At 65.6% G+C, this 16,914-nt stretch carries 17 protein-coding genes; 9 read left to right on the top strand and 8 right to left on the bottom strand.

Going from position 1 to position 16,914, the window contains the following annotated elements; genetic code table 11:
• Position 1 precedes the first annotated feature (1 nt).
• From IEV83_RS00550 to IEV83_RS00565, 4 genes are all read left to right on the top strand, one after another.
• A complete protein-coding gene (locus IEV83_RS00550) occupies positions 2-529 on the top strand; it encodes a TRAP transporter small permease (RefSeq protein ID WP_181758320.1) in 528 nt (175 codons plus the stop codon).
• Positions 530-574: 45 nt separating this feature from the next.
• Positions 575-1,933: a TRAP transporter large permease gene (locus tag IEV83_RS00555; protein ID WP_209002920.1), complete on the top strand. Its 1,359-nt coding sequence runs from the start codon at positions 575-577 to the stop codon at positions 1,931-1,933.
• Positions 1,934-2,262: 329 nt separating this feature from the next.
• On the top strand, positions 2,263-3,267 hold the full coding sequence (gene dusA, locus IEV83_RS00560) for a tRNA dihydrouridine(20/20a) synthase DusA (protein WP_181758321.1): 1,005 nt from the start codon (positions 2,263-2,265) through the stop codon (positions 3,265-3,267).
• Between the two features lie 211 nt (positions 3,268-3,478).
• Positions 3,479-4,309 carry a sulfite exporter TauE/SafE family protein gene (locus IEV83_RS00565; protein ID WP_181758322.1) on the top strand — a complete coding sequence of 277 codons (831 nt, stop codon included), beginning with the start codon at positions 3,479-3,481 and terminating at the stop codon, positions 4,307-4,309.
• A gap of 11 nt (positions 4,310-4,320) precedes the next feature.
• Here IEV83_RS00565 and IEV83_RS00570 read toward each other — a convergent pair whose 3' ends face one another.
• From IEV83_RS00570 to cobS, 4 genes are all read right to left on the bottom strand, one after another.
• Positions 4,321-5,034 carry a retropepsin-like aspartic protease family protein gene (locus tag IEV83_RS00570; RefSeq protein WP_181758323.1) on the bottom strand — a complete coding sequence of 238 codons (714 nt, stop codon included), beginning with the start codon at positions 5,032-5,034 and terminating at the stop codon, positions 4,321-4,323.
• Positions 5,034-5,216 carry a DUF1289 domain-containing protein gene (locus tag IEV83_RS00575; RefSeq protein WP_181758324.1) on the bottom strand — a complete coding sequence of 61 codons (183 nt, stop codon included), beginning with the start codon at positions 5,214-5,216 and terminating at the stop codon, positions 5,034-5,036. Before IEV83_RS00575 ends, IEV83_RS00570 begins: the two co-directional genes overlap by 1 nt.
• Before the next feature lie 50 nt (positions 5,217-5,266).
• Positions 5,267-6,457, bottom strand: coding sequence for an alpha/beta hydrolase (locus tag IEV83_RS00580; protein ID WP_181758325.1), 1,191 nt, complete (start codon positions 6,455-6,457; stop codon positions 5,267-5,269).
• Positions 6,458-6,551: 94 nt separating this feature from the next.
• Positions 6,552-7,379 (bottom strand): adenosylcobinamide-GDP ribazoletransferase, encoded by an 828-nt coding sequence (cobS, locus tag IEV83_RS00585; protein ID WP_181758326.1) that lies wholly within the window; start codon positions 7,377-7,379, stop codon positions 6,552-6,554.
• 132 nt (positions 7,380-7,511) lie between these two features.
• On the opposite strand from cobS, the gene cobT reads away from it, so the two are divergent.
• A complete protein-coding gene (gene cobT / locus IEV83_RS00590; protein WP_181758327.1) occupies positions 7,512-8,537 on the top strand; it encodes a nicotinate-nucleotide--dimethylbenzimidazole phosphoribosyltransferase in 1,026 nt (341 codons plus the stop codon).
• A 64-nt stretch (positions 8,538-8,601) separates the two neighbouring features.
• On the opposite strand, the gene IEV83_RS00595 is transcribed toward cobT, so the two are convergent.
• Positions 8,602-10,164, bottom strand: coding sequence for a sensor histidine kinase (locus IEV83_RS00595; RefSeq protein ID WP_181758328.1), 1,563 nt, complete (start codon positions 10,162-10,164; stop codon positions 8,602-8,604).
• Between the two features lie 141 nt (positions 10,165-10,305).
• Here IEV83_RS00595 and IEV83_RS00600 point away from each other — a divergent pair, with 141 nt between their 5' ends.
• Positions 10,306-10,959, top strand: coding sequence for a uracil-DNA glycosylase family protein (locus tag IEV83_RS00600; RefSeq protein WP_244628013.1), 654 nt, complete (start codon positions 10,306-10,308; stop codon positions 10,957-10,959).
• 123 nt (positions 10,960-11,082) lie between these two features.
• On the opposite strand, the gene IEV83_RS00605 is transcribed toward IEV83_RS00600, so the two are convergent.
• The gene (locus IEV83_RS00605; RefSeq protein WP_181758329.1) at positions 11,083-12,045 is read right to left on the bottom strand and encodes a sulfurtransferase; all 963 of its coding nucleotides are present in this window, start codon (positions 12,043-12,045) and stop codon (positions 11,083-11,085) included.
• Between the two features lie 232 nt (positions 12,046-12,277).
• Here IEV83_RS00605 and IEV83_RS00610 point away from each other — a divergent pair, with 232 nt between their 5' ends.
• Together IEV83_RS00610 and IEV83_RS00615 are read left to right on the top strand one after the other, a co-directional pair.
• Positions 12,278-12,769, top strand: coding sequence for an Lrp/AsnC family transcriptional regulator (locus IEV83_RS00610; protein ID WP_209002950.1), 492 nt, complete (start codon positions 12,278-12,280; stop codon positions 12,767-12,769).
• Positions 12,770-12,916: 147 nt separating this feature from the next.
• Complete coding sequence (locus IEV83_RS00615) at positions 12,917-13,450, top strand: DUF302 domain-containing protein (RefSeq protein ID WP_209002921.1); 534 nt, start codon at positions 12,917-12,919, stop codon at positions 13,448-13,450.
• Positions 13,451-13,535: 85 nt separating this feature from the next.
• Here IEV83_RS00615 and IEV83_RS00620 read toward each other — a convergent pair whose 3' ends face one another.
• Positions 13,536-14,417, bottom strand: a complete 882-nt coding sequence (locus tag IEV83_RS00620; RefSeq protein WP_181758331.1) for an NAD(P)-dependent oxidoreductase — start codon at positions 14,415-14,417, stop codon at positions 13,536-13,538.
• A 357-nt stretch (positions 14,418-14,774) separates the two neighbouring features.
• Between IEV83_RS00620 and IEV83_RS00625 the strand changes: the two genes are divergently transcribed.
• Positions 14,775-15,689, top strand: a complete 915-nt coding sequence (locus tag IEV83_RS00625) for a LysR family transcriptional regulator (protein ID WP_181758332.1) — start codon at positions 14,775-14,777, stop codon at positions 15,687-15,689.
• Here IEV83_RS00625 and IEV83_RS00630 read toward each other — a convergent pair.
• Positions 15,672-16,838, bottom strand: a complete 1,167-nt coding sequence (locus IEV83_RS00630) for a trans-sulfuration enzyme family protein (protein WP_181758333.1) — start codon at positions 16,836-16,838, stop codon at positions 15,672-15,674. The two genes, IEV83_RS00625 and IEV83_RS00630, sit on opposite strands and share 18 nt — an antisense overlap.
• Positions 16,839-16,914 lie beyond the last annotated feature (76 nt).

Here is a 16,914-nt window from a genome sequence, read left to right on the forward strand (position 1 = left end):
CATGTTGGCGCGCCTGAACCGCCTGCTCGACGGGGTTTCGCGGCTCACATCATGGGTGGCATTGAGCTTTCTTGCCTTCATGATGGTGGCCATCACATTGGATGTGGTGGCCCGCGCCACCTTCGGACGTGCGGTGCCCGGCCTTTTCGAGATGACGGAAATGTCCATGGTGATGGTGGTCTTCATGGGCCTTGGGGCCACCTTGCTCGATGACGGGCATATCCGGGTCACGATGATGACCGATGCGTTGCCCGGCCCCTGGTCTCGTGGCTGTACCTCTCTGGCGTGGCTGTTCGCGGGGCTGACCTTCGTCATGCTGGCATGGCCCGCGACACAGGAAGCGATCTATTCCTTCTCGATCCGCGAATTCCGCTGGGGCTATTTCCAGGTGCCGATCTGGTGGGCCAAGATCGCGGTTGCCGTGGGGCTTTGGTTCGCCGCTCTGCAAGCCGTGGTCCATGCCTTGCGCATCGCGTTGAAACAGGTCGCCGCACCGACACCGACCCGCGTTCCGTCCGAGTTGCACTAGGGTCCAGACAGGTTCACGTGCCTCGCCCGGCGCGGTCGCAAGTGCATGGCGACGGGTAAGGTCCCTCACAATGACAGGACATCTGAAATGGATGTGATCCCCATCACGGTGCTCGCCGTCGGGCTGATCTTTCTCCTCATGGCGCTTGGCACGCCGGTCTTTGCCGCCTTGGCGCTGTCCGGGGCTTTCGGCATCATCATGGTCGAGGATGCGGGCTTTTTGCTCGCCCGATTGAAATCCTTTTCCTTCATTCACACGGCGAATTACGCGCTCACCGTGATCCCGCTCTTCATCCTGATGGGCGCCTTTGCCCATCACGCGCAGGTCGGCAAACGGCTTTTTCATGTGGCCAACAAATGGGTCGGCCATTTGCCCGGCGGTCTTGCCATGGCGAGCATCCTGACCTCGGCGGGCTTTGCGGCGACCTCTGGTTCCTCCGTTGCCACCGCGGCCACCGTGGGGTCTGTTGCCATCCCTGAAATGAAGCAAAAGGGCTATGATCGCCGTCTTGCGGCGGGGGCCGTTGCTGCGGGCGGCGTTTTGGGTGTCCTGATCCCGCCCTCGGTCCTGTTGATCTTCTATGCGGCCCTGACTGAAGTCTCGGCGGGCAAGATGCTGATCGCCGGTTTCGTGCCCGGGCTGATTACAACGGTTGCCTTCATGCTTGGCGTGGCGTTGATCGGTCACAAGGTGCAGGACAGGACCACCCGCGCGCCCCGGGCCCCCTGGGCAGAGCGGCTCTCGGCCACGACACAGGCGTGGCAGGTTGTGGTGCTCTTCCTGATTGTTCTCGGCGGGATCTACCTCGGGCTGGTGACGCCCACGGAGGCTGGGGCAATCGGGGCGCTCGCGGCATTTGTGATGCTTCTTCTGGCGAGGTCGGCGCGTGGAAACCTCGGGGGCGCGCTTTCTGAAAGCTTCCGTTCGACGGCGACGACCACGGTGATGATCCTGTTCATCATGATCGGGGCTGGCATCTTCAGCTATTTTCTGACCCTCGTTCAGGTTCCGCAAATGATTGCCGGCGCGATCACGCAAAGTGGCGTCTCGCCCTATGTCATCGTGGCGGTTCTGCTGCTCGCCTACATTCCTTTGGGGATGTTTCTGGATGCGTTTTCGATGATGGTGATTACGCTCCCCATTGTTTTCCCGACGATTTCGGGCCTCGGCTTCGATCCGATCTGGTTCGGCATTCTCTGTGTCAAGATGTGCGAGATCGGGCTGATCACGCCGCCGGTGGGGCTGAACTGTTTCGTGATCGCGGGGATCGACCGGGACACGCCGTTGCCGGACGTGTTCCGGGGGGCGCTCTGGTTCGTCGCCATCGAGATGGTCACCATCGTTCTGCTCTTCGCGTTCCCGCAAATCGTGACGTGGCTGCCGGACACGATGATGGCCCGCTGACGCGCCCAGTGCGATCTGCCGGGCTCGTGGTACACACCCGGCGAGTCTGTTGCGCTGGAATGGGGGATTGATTCAAGAGCCGTCACCTGCGAAACGCTGTCGGGAATACCCCGCCAGCGGACGCTGGTTGCGACGTGGCTCTGGAAACCGGGAGCATTGTCGCGTAACGAACGAAAATCCGCCGTCGGAAAACGCGGCGCGGTTCACGTCCTCATTTGGTACATTGTGCCAGCTCCGGTATTGGAACAGGGGGGAGGGGAACGCGCGCGAACGAGACGGATTGAAGAGGCGTTCAGGTGACTGAGAGCAAGAAAAACAAATACCTATCAATGGCCTCCCGCCTGGCTGTTGCACCCATGATGGAGTGGACCGACCGGGAATGCCGGGTGTTTCACCGTCACCTGACCCGCAAGGCGCTGCTCTATACGGAGATGGTGGCGGCCGCGGCGGTGGTGCATGGCGACCGGGAGCGGCTCCTCGGCTTCAGCGACATCGAGCATCCGCTTGCCTGCCAGCTTGGCGGCTCCGATCCGGATGAACTGGCGCGGGCCGCACGGATTGTCGCCGACTTCGGCTATGACGAGGTCAACCTCAACGTCGGCTGTCCTTCCGATCGGGTGCAATCGGGCCGCTTCGGCGCTTGCCTGATGCGTGAGCCGGAACTGGTCGCGGAGTGCGTTGCCGCCATGAAGGCGGTGGTCGATATCCCCGTGACGGTAAAATGCCGCATCGGCGTTGATGATCAGGACCCGGAACCGGCCCTCGATGCCATGGCGGACGGGCTTGTCGCTGTCGGCGTCGACGCGCTCTGGGTCCATGCCCGCAAGGCCTGGCTGAAGGGTCTGTCGCCCAAGGAAAACCGGGATATCCCGCCGCTCGACTATGACCGGGTCTACCGGCTGAAGCAGCGTCTGCCGGATCTTTACATCGGCATCAATGGCGGCATCGCCACCTTGGCGGCGGCGGAAGCGCATCTTGCCCATGTCGATGGGGTAATGCTCGGCCGCGCGGCCTATCACGATCCCTGGCAGCTGGCGCGGGTCGACAGCCGGTTGCACGGGCTGCCCGATCCGGCGGAAGACAGACACGCGGCCATCGAGGCGTTTCGTCCGTATATGCGCGAGCGGTTGGCGGCGGGCCTGCGGGTCAATCAGATCGCCCGGCACATGCTCGGCCTGTTCCACGGGGTGCCGGGCGCGCGTGCCTGGCGCCGGCGGATGACCGTGGACGCGGTCGCGCCGGGAGCGGGGATCGAGGTGCTGGATGGCGCGCTGGCGGAAATCGCTCGCGCCGGCGCCGCCATGGAGCGTGGGCCGGAGCCGGTCTCCGCCTGAGGCAGGCGTTGTCCTCGCCCATGGGCGTCGGCTCTTCCTTCACACCCCGGAGGCGTCTGAAGGCATTCGCTGGCCCGGTCGCCCGCTGGACAAAACCGGCGCACTGGGCCAGTTAGGGGGGCGCGTGGTCTCCACCGGGGTGGAGCGGCACGACTCTTTGCGGGCGCGGCATTTCCGCCGGCGGCCTGCCTTCATGGCATTGGGGGGACCTATGGATTTGTCGTCGATCAATGGCGAGGTGATCGGCCTCGTGCTTGCGCTGCTGGCGTCCGGCGCGGTCGCCGGTCTGCTCGCCGGGCTGTTCGGCATTGGCGGCGGCGCGGTGCTGGTGCCGGTCCTCTACCAGTTCCTCACCTGGCTCGGCGTCGATGAATCGGTGCGGATGCATGTCTCCGTCGCCACCTCGCTTGGCATCATCGTACCCACCTCGCTCCGTTCGTTCCTGGCGCACAAGATGCGCGGTGCGGTCGATCTGGCCCTGCTGAAGAGCTGGCTGATTCCGGTACCGGCAGGCGTCGTGGCCGCGAGTCTCGTCGCCGCCTATGTCTCCGGCGACGGGCTCAAGGCGATCTTCGCCGGCATTGCCGTGGTCGTCGGCCTGCGGATGCTGTTCAATCGCGAGAGCTGGCGGCTCGGCACCGATATTCCCGGCAATCCGATCCGGCCAATCTGCGGCGCGCTCATCGGCTTCTTCTCAACGCTCATGGGCATTGGCGGCGGCGTCATGAACAACACCTTCATGACCCTTTATGGCCGTCCGATCCATCAGGCGGTAGCGACCTCCTCCGGTACCGGCGTGCTGATCTCCATTCCCGGTGTCGTCGGCATGGTCTGGGCCGGCTGGGGACATGCGGACCTGCCGGCGTTCTCGCTCGGCTATGTCAATCTTCTCGGTGTCGCGCTGATCATCCCGGTCACCACTTTCGCCGCGCCGTTTGGCGTGAAGATCGCCCATGCGCTGCCCCGGCGCCAGCTTGAGGTGTTCTTCGGCCTGTTCCTGCTGACCGTGGCCGCCCGCTTCGCCTGGAGCCTGTGGGGCTGAACCGAAATCCGTTACGGTTCCAGCAGCAACCGGTCTCCTTCCACCCGCCAGCTTTTCAGCCGGTCGAGGGCCGACATGCCGAACAGGCTGGTCTCCAGCGCGCCGTCGCGGGCCACATAGGCCCTGAGGTCGGTGAGCGTCAGGGTGCCGATGGACAGGCTGTCGATCCGCACCACCGCCACCTGCGCCATGCCATTGGCGGTGGAAACGGGCACGGTATAGGACAGGCGTGCGGTATCGAAGCCGGCGGCCTGCGCGTCCGCATGGGTCAGGGTGAGCGCGGAGGCTCCGGTATCGAACATGAAGGTGACCGGTGCGCCGTTGACCTGCGCCTGGATGCGGTAATGGCGCGATCGGTCGCGCACCACGGTGATGGTTCCGCCGGCATCGCTCACCGCCAGGCCCGGCATCAGGGTCGCCAGCATGCGCCGGCCGACGGTCTCCAGCTCGGAGCGGTAGCTGTAGCCGGCAACCAGCAGGAGTGCGAGGCTGCACCAGATAACGACCGAACGTAGCAGCGTGGGGATCGACGGCGGCGCCGCCAGCAACGAGCCGAGAAACACCACCAGCAGCGCGATCAGCGCCACCATGCGCGGTCCCTTGTCGGAAAGATCGATGGTGCCGCCCGGCGCGGGGGCGCTGGAGAAAAAGGCGATCAGCGCGCCCAGCATCACCACGATCAGGAGGGCGACGACCAGCGTTCCGGCCAGCTTGCCACGAAACATCAGCCCGCCGCCCGAAGCCGTTCGGCACGCGCGGGAAGCTCGGCCATGATGCGTGCGCGCTCGCTATCGCTCAGCCCGCCCCAGGCGGCGATTTCGTCGAGCGTGCGCCGGCAGCCGATGCACAGCCCGCTTGCGGCGTCGATCTGGCAGATGTCGACGCAAGGGCTCTGGATTTCAGTCATCAACGCTCCACACTCTCGATCATTGGCGGACATCCCCATTATGTGGGGAGTTATTGCGCACCGGAAAAGATGGTGATCGGTGCCGTCAGGATCTTCAGCGGCAATGTGACCGCCGCCTTGGCGGTCGAGCCGACCACATCGCCGACGCTGTCGACGCCGAACTCCGACCCGCCGCCGCTTTCCCTGCGGCCCTGTCCGGCCAGCATCTTGCGGAACTCGGGCGCGAGTTGGGCAAGCTGGGCAAACTTGCCGTGGTGGGCCGCGTCGAGGGATTCGATCTGCGTCAGGTCGACGACCGTCACCCCCAGTTCGGCCAGCTCTTTTTCATTGTCGTAGGCGCCGACCCGCTGCTTGCCGCCGGCAATCAGGCTGGAGGCCTTCAGCGCCCGGTCGTCCTTCGACACCAGCAGGATGAAGGGGCGGTCGGGCTTGCCGGTGCGGCGAAGCTGGGCCTTGAACACATCGACATCGAGATCGGGGGCGGCCATGGCGAACAGGCCGATCTTGCGCTCCGGCAGCGGCTTGCCGGAAATCCGGATCTGCCGGGCGGTCTCCATCAGGGCCCAGTTGCCCATGGAATGGGCCAGGATGTTGATCTTTTCCGCTTTCGAGGCGGCAATCGTGCGCAAGGTCTCCTCCAGCGCGTCGCGGGCGATGGTGGCGCTGTTGTTGTCGTAGATATAGTCGGTGACGTCGCCGCCGGAGGCCCAGGTGAACAGCACCGGTACATGCGGCAGGCGGGAATCGGCGGTCAACTGCGCCATCCGGAAAAGCGCTTCGGGAAAGCGGGTGTTGTAGCCGTGAATGAAGACGAACACCTCCCGCTTGCCTTTCGGCCGTTTGGCCAGCTCCCGGTCAAGCGCGGCGCGAAAGGCCGATTTCCCGTCGATATAGTTGGCGGACCGTACGGTGAAATCCGTTTCCGGATTGCCCGGCGCCTTGGCCGGCCACTCGATCTGGCCGGGCTTGTGGGTCGGGGGAATGGAGACGGTGGCGCGGGCGAAGTCGATCCGTTCGGCGCGTTCCCGGTTGAAATACGTGCCGGGCCGGTCGTCGCGCTCGCGGGTGGTGGCGATCAGGATGGTGTGTTCCTGCGCTCCCGGCGCCGGCGCGGTGGAAAGGGCGAGGCTGCCCGCGCCCGGACGTCCCGAACACGCCGCCAGCGTCAGTGCGAGGACCAGCAGTGCCGCCGAAAGACAGGCGCGCGGACGCGGGCTGAAGGAAATGCGGGGCAAGGACATGTGCGAAAGGCCCTGGGTCGTCGTGTCGTCGGAAGGCGCCAGTGTTTCGCCCTACCTAGCACGGGATGCCCGCTGGGGACAGGGCGGGGCAACCTCAGGCTACGGCGCAAAGCCCCGTCAGCGTCCCGAGCAGGGCCAGTTGCTGGCTCGCCCCCAGCACATCTCCGGTCTGGCCGCCGATCCGCCCAAGGGCCAGGCGGGCGACCAGCAGCCCGCTGGCTCCCGCCAGTGCGGCAGCGAGGAGGAGGGCGAGCGGGGAAAAGACATAGGTGGCCGGCAGCAGCGGCAGAAGGCCAAGGCCAAGGGCGATGAGGGTGGCCGTCCGGTCCGGCTGACCGCAGAGCGCCGCCAGGCCGCCCGGGCGGGCCGCGGGAAGGCGGTTCCAGACCGTCACCATGACCGCACGGGACCCGGCCTCGGCGATCCACCAGCCAAGTGCGGCGGCAAGCGGCCCGGATCGGGCCGCCAGTGCGGCCAGAAGCACGGCCTTCAGGCCGATGGTGACGATCAGCGCCAGCGTGCCGAAGGCGCCGATGCGGCTGTCCTTCATGATTTCCAGACGCCGCTCGGGTGTCGCCCCGCCGAAGAAACCGTCACAGAGATCGGCCAGGCCATCTTCATGCAGGGCGCCGGTGACGGCGATCCCGAGGCCGAGGGCGATCAGCGCCACCGCCGGCAGGGGCAGGGCGGTGGCGGAAAGCGCGGCAAAAAGAAGCACGCCCGGCAGGGCGATCAAGCCGCCGGCAAGCGGTGCGAGCGCGGCGGCGCGCCGGAAGTCGGGCAGGGCGGACGGATCGTCCCGGCGCGAAAGACGGGGAATCGGCAGGCGCGAGAAGAACCGGGCGGTGCCGGCAAGGTCGGCGAGGAGAAGAGCGGGCGACCAGCGAGGGAGGTCAGAGGAACAAGACTGATCGGTTGGCATTGGCGGCTTGGTCCCTGCTTTTTCGCCGGCTCGTCTTTGCGGTGCCGGTCTGCCGGTTTATAGATCGGCGCGCCGCATGCCGCAAAGTCGGTTTGCGGGCGCAAGTTTCCAGATACTGCCCGGAGAGCATGAATGTCCCTGTCCGCGTCCGCCCTGCCGTTCGATGATATCCGCAACCTGGTACGGCAGATGCCCGGACCCGACGAAGAGGCGAGGCAGGAGGCGCGCGCCCGCGATGCCCAGCTCACCAAGCCTGCCGGCTCGCTCGGGCGGCTGGAGGAGCTGGCCGAATGGGTCGCCGGCTGGAGTGGTCAGGGCCGCCCGAAGATCACCCGCCCGCTGGTGGCGATCTTCGCGGCCAATCATGGGGTCGCCGCCAAGGGCGTTTCCGCCTTTCCCGCCTCGGTCACCCGGCAGATGGTGGAGAACTTCGCTGCGGGCGGCGCGGCGATCAATCAGCTTTGCATTGCCCATGATCTCGGTCTGAAGGTGTTCGATCTGGCGCTTGACATGCCCACGCCCGACATCACCGAAGACGATGCCTTCGACGAGGCGAACTGTGCCGCGACCATGGCCTTCGGCATGGAGGCTGTGGCCGGTGGCACCGACCTTCTGTGCCTTGGCGAAATGGGGATCGCCAACACCACCGTTGCGGCTGCGGTCTTTGCCGCGCTGTTCGGCGGGGCGCCGGGCGATTGGGTCGGCCCGGGCACCGGCGTCGATGCCGACGGGATGGCGCGCAAGCGTGCGGCGGTGGAAGCGGCGGTCGCCCGGATCGGGGGCGAGCGCGATCCGCTGGAGATCCTGCGCCGTGTTGGCGGCCGGGAAATCGCCGCCATGGCCGGTGCGGTGCTGGCCGCCCGCCTGCAGCGCATTCCGGTGATCGTCGATGGCTTCGTGACGACGGCGGCCGCGGCCGTGCTTTACGCCATGGACCCGGAAGCGCTCGATCATTGCCTGTTCGCTCATGTCTCCGCCGAGCCGGCACATCGCCGCGCGCTGGAGACCATGGGCAAGACGCCGCTTCTGGACATGGGCATGCGCCTTGGCGAGGGCACCGGCGCGGCGCTGGCGGCGGGCATCGTCAAGGCGGCGACGCAGGTGCATGACGGCATGGCGACCTTCGCCGATGCCGGTGTTGCCGACAAGGACGGCTGAGGAGAGGGCTTCGGCCCTCATCTACCGACCGGAGCGGCCGCCTTGCGCGTCTTGGGTTCAGTGATCAGGAGGCGGCGCGGCGGCGCGACACGGGGCGGGCCTTGCGGCGCTCGGCCGCTGCCGGCGGCTCATTAAAGGCGGGCATTGCTTCCAGCACGCGCGAGGCGGGGAAGGTTACCACCGCTTCCGTACCTTCGCGCAGCTTCGACTTCAGCTCGAACTTGCCGTCGTGCATGGCGACCAGCGCATGGACGATTGGCAGGCCAAGGCCGGTGCCTTCCTCCGCGCTCTTGATGGCGATGGCGCCCTGGCCGAACGCCTGCATGACGATCGGGATTTCCTCTTCCGGAATGCCGGGGCCATTGTCGCGGATCGACACATACTGGCCGCCACCGGCGGTCCAGCCGGCCTTGATCGTCACTTCGCCGCCGCTCGGGGTGAACTTCACCGCATTGGAAATGAGGTTGAGGATCACCTGGCGGATAGCGCGTTCATCGACCCAGAGCTTCGGCAGATCGGGCTCGACGCTCTCGGTCATGACGATGTTCTTCTTGCGCGCCCGGATCGCCATCATGTGCTTGCATTCTTCAAGCACGGAGAGAAGCGGAACCGCTTCCTCGCTCAACTCGTACCGTCCGGCCTCGATGCGCGACAGGTCGAGGATCTCGTTGATCAGATTGAGCAGGTGCTGGCCGGAATTGTGGATGTCGGCCGCATAATCGCGATAGGTCTCGTTCTCGATCGGGCCGAGGATCTGCTGGTGCATCACCTCGGAGAAGCCGAGAATGGCATTGAGCGGGGTGCGCAGCTCATGGCTCATGGTCGCCAGGAAGCGGGACTTGGCGAGATTGGCCTCCTCGGCACGCCGGCGGGCCTCGTCGGAGATGGCATTGGCCTGTTCCAGCTCGGCGATCAGGTGATCCTTCTCCGCCCGATAGGCGAGCATGGTCACCGTCGAGGTGTGGAGCTGGTTGCCCAGCATCAGGAAAAAGCCCTGGGCGCCAATGGCCATGGCCATCATCGCATAGTGAATGGCGCTCTGCTGGCTGAAGAACGACACGACGATCGCGGCCGTGATCGGCAAGGTGCCAGCCAGAAGCGCCCGGGGAATGCTGGCCGACAGCATGGTCAGCATGGCGATGACGATCAGCATGGTCGCGAACTGGAAGATTTCCGAGCCGTCCTGCACATCGGTGGTCGATTGCAGCAGAAAGAAGCTGGCCCAGGCCAGACCGTAGAGCAGGTCGCCGATCACCATCTGCCGGCGCCAGCGGCCCAGCTCGCGCGCTGCCTCCTCCTCGCGCTCGAAGCGCCGGCAGGTCATCAACAGAAGGACGTGGGCGATCAGCGTGAAAACGAGCCAGGCCACCACGACCGGCGGGTTCATCCACAACAGCGAGATGCCGCCGACGATCAAGGTGAACAGGGGCAGGGCGAGGGCCGCGCTGAGCCGGTTGCGGGCAAAGGTCAGCAGCAGTTCGAAGTCGAAGTCCGGCTGCACTCCGTCGGCGGAGGACAGGCGGTCGCGGGCATTGCGCACCGCCCGCGCCACGTCGCGGCGATGCTGCGCCCGCTCGCTGTTCAGCGCGGTCTTCTTCTGGCTGCTCTGTGCTGTCTGCGCCGCCATGTGCTGCCTGCACGAAAGGTTGACGGGCTCTTGCCCGGGACTGCGAATTCTGTCCCATGATGGTCATCAACCCTTAATATCCGGCTCAAGGACATGGTTAATGCAGCGTTGCGCTATTCGCGGGCGAACCGGAGGAGAAGCATGAAACGGGCAGGGATGGACGAAGGACCCGATCGCGGGTTGAGCGAGTTGCAGAGCGCCATCGGGCACTGCCGCATCTGCGTCGAGGCGCCCTTGCGCCAGCCGTTGCCGCATGCGCCGCGCCCGGTCTGCGTGCTGTCCTCTTCCGCCCGGATCGCCATTTGCGGCCAGGCGCCGGGCACCCGGGTGCATGCCAGCGGGCGCCCCTTCACCGATCCGAGCGGCGACCGGCTGCGGGACTGGATGGGCATCGGCGAGACGGTGTTCTACGACGCGGCGCAGGTGGCTATCGTGCCCATGGGCTTCTGCTTCCCCGGGCTCGATGCCAAGGGCGGCGACCTGCCGCCTCGGCGCGAATGCCGGCTTGCCTGGCATGACCGGGTGTTCGCGGCGATGCCGCAGATCCGGCTCAAGCTGGTGATCGGACAATATGCCCAGGCCTATCATCTGGGAAAACTGCGCAAGGGCTCGGTGCGCGAGACCGTTGGCGCCTGGCGCGAGATCCTTGAGGCGAGCCGAGCGCAGGGCGTTGCCGCGCTGTGCCTGCCGCATCCGTCCTGGCGCAACAATGCCTGGCTGAAGAAGAACCCGTGGTTTGAAGAAGAGTATCTGCCGGTGCTGCGGGCAGAGGTTGCCGCGGCGCTTGCGGAGTAGGGCGGCGCCCAGGAGCGCAAAAAGACGCCCGGCGGAAGGCCGGGCGTCAGGTACTTCAGGGCGGAAACAGGCCGGAGGAGGTCTGTCCGGCCTGCCGACCGGCGGGTCGGCCCGGCCCGGAAGTCAGTTGAACCAGGCCTTGATGTCGTCCAGCATCGACCGTTCGGAGGCCATGGGCAGGGCCTCGTCCTGGCTCCAGCCGACCATGCTGTCGTCGTACAGGGTGACGTTCTTGTGCCCGAGCACCTCGCGCAGCACGAACCAGTTGGTCGCCGCCCAGTGCCCGGTGTTGCAGTAGGAGACGATCTCCACATTCGCGTCGGCCAGCGTCGGCGGCACCAGGCTGGCCAGCGTCGTCTTGTCCTTCAGCCGGCCGTGGGCCGCGTCGAAGAACTGGGCCTGGTCGAGGCTCTGCGCGCCGGGAATGCGGCCGAAACGGGTCGCATTCGGATGCTTGGCCTTGCCCGAGAACTGGGCCTCAGGCCGCCCGTCGACCAGAATGGCGGAGGACTGCATGCGCTCGGCCACATCGCTGGTCGAGACCAGCAACTCCGGCTGGATGTCGGCAACGAACATGTCGCCGTGCGGCGTGACCGCGCCGGTTTCAAGTGGGCGCTTTTCCGCGACCCAGGCCGCATGGCCGCCATCGAGAATGGCGACCGCTTCATGCCCGAGATACTTCAGCGTCCAGTAGATCCGGGCGGCGGAGCCGAACTCGGTGCTGTCCGTGCCCGCGGGAACGATCACGACTGCCTTGCGCTCGGAAACGCCAAGCTCCGAAAGAGCCGCTTCCAGCTTGTCCACCGAGGGAAGAACGCCGGTGACGCTGCCCCGATTGGTGCGCCAGTAGCCCGGATACGCGCTCCGCAGTGCGCCCGGGATATGCCCCTTGAGATAGTCTTCTTCGCCGGATTTCGCACCCTTGGAACGGATGTCGAGCACCAGCACGTCGTCGCGGTCAAGGTTCGCGGCAAGCCAGTCGGTCGAAACCAGCGGGGTGACGGCCGGTGCGGCCATTGCCGCCGGCGCCTGCGCCATGACGACGGCAATCGCCAGGGCGCCAATGATGTGTCTGAGGAGTGCCATGACACGGGTCTCCAGCCTTGCGCGCATCGACAATGCGCGGAAAAAAATTCTCTGTGAGGCCGTGAGTTGACATTGGTGACAAAAAGCGGCAAGCGGAAAAGAGGGGTTCTTTGGAAGAAAAATCTAATTTTCTCTGAAATAACCCTCTCTGGAGAAAGTAATAGCCGCGTTCTCGCGGGATGTTGAAAAATGAATCCCGCTCGAAAAACGGCAACGGAGGCTTGCCATCATGATCGACCGCATCGACCGACGCATTCTCTCGATCCTGCAGGAAGACTGCACCATTCCCGTTGCCGAGGTCGGTCGCCGGGTCGGGTTGTCCACGACCCCGTGCTGGAGACGAATCCAGAAGCTGGAGGAGGACGGCGTCATTCAGCGCCGGGTGGCGATCCTCGATCCCAGGAAGGTCAATGTGAAGGTAACGGCCTTCATCTCGATCACCACGTCGCGCCACAACGACGACTGGCTGCGCAAATTCGCGGACGTGATTTCCGAGTTTCCCGAGGTGGTCGAGTTCTACCGCATGGCCGGTCAGGTCGATTATCTGCTGCGGGTCGCCGTGCCGGATATCGAGGCCTATGATGCCTTCTACAAGCGGTTGATTTCAAAGATCGATATTTCCGACGTCTCCACATCCTTCGCCATGGAGCAGATCAAGTCGACCAGCGCCTTGCCGCTCGCCTATGTGCCGACCGAAAAGCCCAAGGCCGACCGCGATGGTTGATCGGGGAGCGGGGAGATCATTCATATTCGAAAAATGAGATATATCATTGCATCCTGCCCCATCCCTCGCATGATAAGCGGATTGGAAACGCTGGACAGGTGCCCGGAAGCCTGACGCGGGCAAGCCGGACACGAGGGAGGAGACGGGATGACAAGCGTATTGGGAAAGAGGATTGCGGCGCGGGGTCGGGTCCTGGCGCGTGCCGCCACGGGGCTGGCTCTGGCAGCAATGCTGACCGTGCCGGGGGCGGTGGCCGTCTCCGCGTCGGACCTGCCGGAAAGCGCGAGCGGAAAGACGGTGACGCGGGCCTATGACGATGTGCGGTTCGATCTGGAAAGCGCCATCGTCAACCGGGGGCTGGTCATCGATTACGTGTCGCATATCGGCGAGATGCTGGCGCGCACCGGCGGCGATGTCGGGTCCGACAAGCAGATCTTCACCAAGGCGGAAGCGATGCTGTTCTGCTCCGCGCGCTTGTCCCGGGCGGCGATGGAGGCGCGGGCCGGAAATCTCGCCTTCTGCCCCTATGCGGTGTTTCTGTTCGAGACGCCGGACGCACCGGGCCAGGTGACCGTTGGCTACCGCAAGCTGCCGGAAACCGGATCGGATGCCTCCAAGGCAGCGCTTGCCAATGTCAACGCGCTGCTTGAGGAGATCGTCCAGGAGGCGACCGGCGAATAACGTTCCGGTGCGGTGTGCCAGCACAAACAAAAAACGCCCGCCTCCGGCGCGTCCGGGGCGGGCGTTTATGCTGAGGTCCGAGGGCTCAGCTCTTGTCGGCGTTTTCCAGCCGGGCGATCAGGCTGGAGGTGTCCCAGCGCCGTCCGCCCATGGCCTGCACTTCGGCGTAGAACTGGTCGACCAGCGCGGTGACCGGCAGGCGCGCGCCGGTCTCGTTCGCGGTCTTCAGGACGATGCCAAGATCCTTGCGCATCCAGTCCACCGCGAAACCGTGCTCAAACTCGCCGTCGCGCATGGTCTCCCAGCGGTTTTCCATCTGCCAGGACTGGGCCGCCCCCTTGGAAATCACCTCGATGACCTTGGCGACATCGAGATCGGCGCTCTTGGCGAAGTGGATCGCTTCCGACAGCCCCTGCACCAGCCCGGCGATGCAGATCTGGTTGACCATCTTGGCCAGTTGCCCAGCGCCGGACGGCCCCATCAGTCCGACCATCTTGGCGTAGCACTCGATCACCGGGCGGGCCTTGGCGAACACGTCCTCGTCGCCGCCGACCATCACGGTCAGGGCGCCGTTTTCCGCGCCGGCCTGGCCGCCGGAAACAGGTGCGTCGAGAAAGCCGCAATCTCGCGCGGCGGCGGCGGTGTGAAGTTCGCGCGCCACCTCGGCCGAGGCAGTGGTGTTGTCGATGAAGATCGCGCCGGGCTTCAACCCGTGAAAAGCCCCGTCCGGACCGATGGTGACCGAACGAAGATCATCGTCATTGCCGACACAGCAGAAGACGAAGTCGCACCCTTGCGCGGCTTCGGCCGGCGTGGTCGCGACCGTGCCGCCATATTCTGCCGCCCATTTGTCCGCTTTTGCGGCGGTCCGGTTGTAGACGGTCACGTCGTGGCCGCCCTTCGTCTTCAGGAAACCGGCCATGGGATAGCCCATGACACCCAGACCAATGAATGCAACCTTTGCCATACAGCGCCGCTCCCGGAGTTTCTGACGGATCTGGCCCGGCCGACAGCGCGGACGAGCAACCGTATTCAGGAGCGGTTGTAGCGCAAACCGGCCGGTGTGTCAGGAGCCGGTGTCAGTCGCTGGAAGGCTTGGCGGTTGTTTGGTCGGTGGCCTGTGCGGGACAGGGCGCCGGCTCGGCCTGACGGGGAAGCCGGCACGGCCCCTCCGGAACATCGCTGCGGGTTGCGGTTAGCATCGACCGGGCGAGAATGGAAAACATGGCGTAACCTCCGCTCAACTTGTAACGGGTTTATGGTACGCTTCCCCCGTGTACAGCTCGACGCAGGAATTCTCTCGATTTGTAAGGTGAGATTACAGATGGACTGGCGCAATCTGCCCTCGCTCGGAAGCCTCAGGGCGTTTGCGGCCCTTGCTGAAACCCGCAGTTTCACCAAGGCTGGGCAGTTGCTCAATGTCAGCCATGCGGCGGTGAGCCAACAGGTGCGGGCGCTGGAAGCCTATGTGGGAATGCCGCTTGTCCAGCGAGAGGGAAGGGGCATGGCGCTCACCCCGGAAGGCGAGGACCTGGCGCGCAGCCTGGAGCAGGGGTTTTCCATCATCGGTGGTGCCATCGACCTTCTGGCCGGCGGCGCGCGGTCCCGCCCGCTTCAGGTGACCATGACCCCGTCCTTCGCGGTGAGCTGGCTGATGCCGCGCATCGCCGATTTTCGTCAGCGTCATCCGGAGGTGGAACTGGTGCTCACGCCGACTTCCGATATCGTCGAGCTGGCGCCGGGCGGTGTCGATGTGGCGCTTCGCTTCGGCGATGGCCAGTGGCCGGGGCTCGATGCGCAGTTGCTGCTGCCCACCAATTTCGTGGTGGTGGCCGCTCGCGTGCTGGTCGGCGACCGCGAATCCCTGAGCGGCGAGGATCTGGCGGCGTTTCCCTGGTTGCAGGAACTGGGCACCGACGAGTTGACCAAGTGGCAGCAGAGCCAGGGGCTGGTGGCGACCCAGCGGCTGAACATCACCCATCTGCCCGGCTACATGATGCTGGAGGGGGTGCGGCGCGGTGAGGGGATTTCCGCCACCGCCCGCGCCTTTGTGGAGGAGGATATCGCAGCCGGAACCCTGCGGGTGCTCTATGAAGATCCCCGGCCGAACTCCGGCTATTACATCGTCACCCGCCCAGGTGTGATGCGCCCGCCGCTGAAGGCGTTTGTCCGTTGGCTCAAGACGCAGGCGGAGGGAGCGCGCGCCGCGCCGCCGGTCCTGTCAGGCCGGCAGGCCTGACAGCGCGGCGTCCAGATCGGCCAGCAGATCCTCGGGCGCCTCGATCCCGACCGACAGGCGGATCAGGTTGCGCGGCACGCCGCTGCTGTCGCCCTCCAGGCTGTGACGATGCTCGGCAAGGCTTTCCACGCCGCCGAGCGAGGTGGCCCGCAGGATCAGGTTCAGCCGTCCGATCACCGCCAGCGCTTCCGGCGCATCCCCCTTGACGAGGAACGACATCAGATAGCCGAAGCCGCCGTTCATCTGCGCCTTGGCAAGCCCGTGGCCCGGATGGGAGGCAAGCCCGGGATAGAGCACCTTTTCAACCGCCGGATGGGCGTCGAGATGTTCGGCGATCTTCTGCGCGCTCGTGCACATGCGCTCCATTCTGAGGGCCAGCGTGCGCATGCCCCGTTGCAGCAGATAGCCGTCGAAGGGCGAGAGCACCGCGCCGGCGTCATGGCGTTCGGCGCGGATGAACCGCCACATGTCGCTGTCCGCATCCGCCGTCGACACCAGCCCGGCCAGAACGTCAGAATGGCCGTTCAGCGCCTTGGTGCCGGAATGGCAGACAAGGTCGGCCCCCAGCGCCAGCGGCTTCATCAACAGCGGCGTTGCCGTGGTCGCATCGACGGCGAGCACCGCCCCGGCGGCATGGGTGGCCTCGGCAATGGCCCGGATATCGGCGATGGCCAGGAACGGATTTGACGGCACTTCGAGAAACACCAGCGCCGGGCCGCTCTCGCGGATGGTCTCGGTGAAACGCTCCGTCTCCGTGGCATCGGCCTCGACCAGCGCAATGCCGACATGGGCGCAATGGGCGCGCATCCAGGCGGTCGTGCCCCAGTAGATGCCCGATTGCACGACGATGCTGTCACCGGGCTTCACCGCGCGGACAATCGCCGCGATCGCCGCCATGCCGCTTCCGAACACCCGGGTGTCGCGGGCGTCCTCCAGCCGCATCACCAGGTTTTCGATCTGCCGGGAGAGGTCGTTGTCGTCGCGGGCGTAAAGGTGACTGGCGCTGATCAGCCGATACTCCGCATCGCGGGCGAAGGTGGTGGCGGGCTGAATGGCCGGCACCACTCCGCCGGTAGACGGGTCGAGCCCGCCGCCCGCATGGGCAAGCAGGGTGTCGGGCTGGGGGGCGGTGATGGGAGTGTCGGTCATGACAGCAGGTCCGTGCAGCAAGAGGGCAACAACGCACACCCGGCGCGGGCGGAAACAGGTAGCGAGGGCGCCGGCC

It is taken from the genome of Stappia taiwanensis (genome assembly GCF_014635285.1).
In the GTDB taxonomy this organism is placed as follows: domain Bacteria; phylum Pseudomonadota; class Alphaproteobacteria; order Rhizobiales; family Stappiaceae; genus Stappia; species Stappia taiwanensis.